The 536-nt window shown below is 51.7% G+C and carries 1 protein-coding gene; it reads right to left on the reverse strand.

The annotated features are described in order from the left end of the window. The coding region (locus E1297_RS00795; RefSeq protein ID WP_209015546.1) for a hypothetical protein at positions 1-374 on the reverse strand (374 nt) is incomplete at its 3' end. Positions 375-536 lie beyond the last annotated feature (162 nt).

Raw genomic sequence — 536 nt, forward strand, 5'->3', positions numbered from 1 at the left:
GGTTCTGATTTATGCAGGTTGGTATCAGCCGTGAGCCCGGCTTTCTTGTAACGATCCAGCGCCGCTTCCACGACCGCACGAACATCCCCCGTGAGTGTATCTTCCACCTCTTCAGTTGCATTCTCTCGGCGGTTTACCTTGCGAAGTTTCGTGATGTGCGCTGTACGCACTGTTTTGTCGAAGACAACCTCGTAGATATCGAGCTGCTCGTTATATCCGTGGTGGTCAATGAATATCAGCTCGGTGATATGATCGACCGTCGCGTCGCGGATTTCTGCGGTGCGAGCGTCTTCGTAGACCTTGTCATCAACCTGGCGGTTCGACCTTGGGCATGCCGCCTCTATGCGATCACGAAGAATGTTGTAAAGGGCCACGAAACGCCCATCGGCGTTGTCAGATTTTGTTTGACGATGTAATAAAGGAGAACCTCTGAAGGCAGATACTCATCATTGCGCCGATCTCGAATGTTGGCACGTTCTAGCAAGTCGTCGAATGACCCATAGAGGCTCTAAGAGCCTGATTCAAAAGTTCACGCG

This window comes from Roseibium sp. RKSG952 (genome assembly GCF_009711355.1).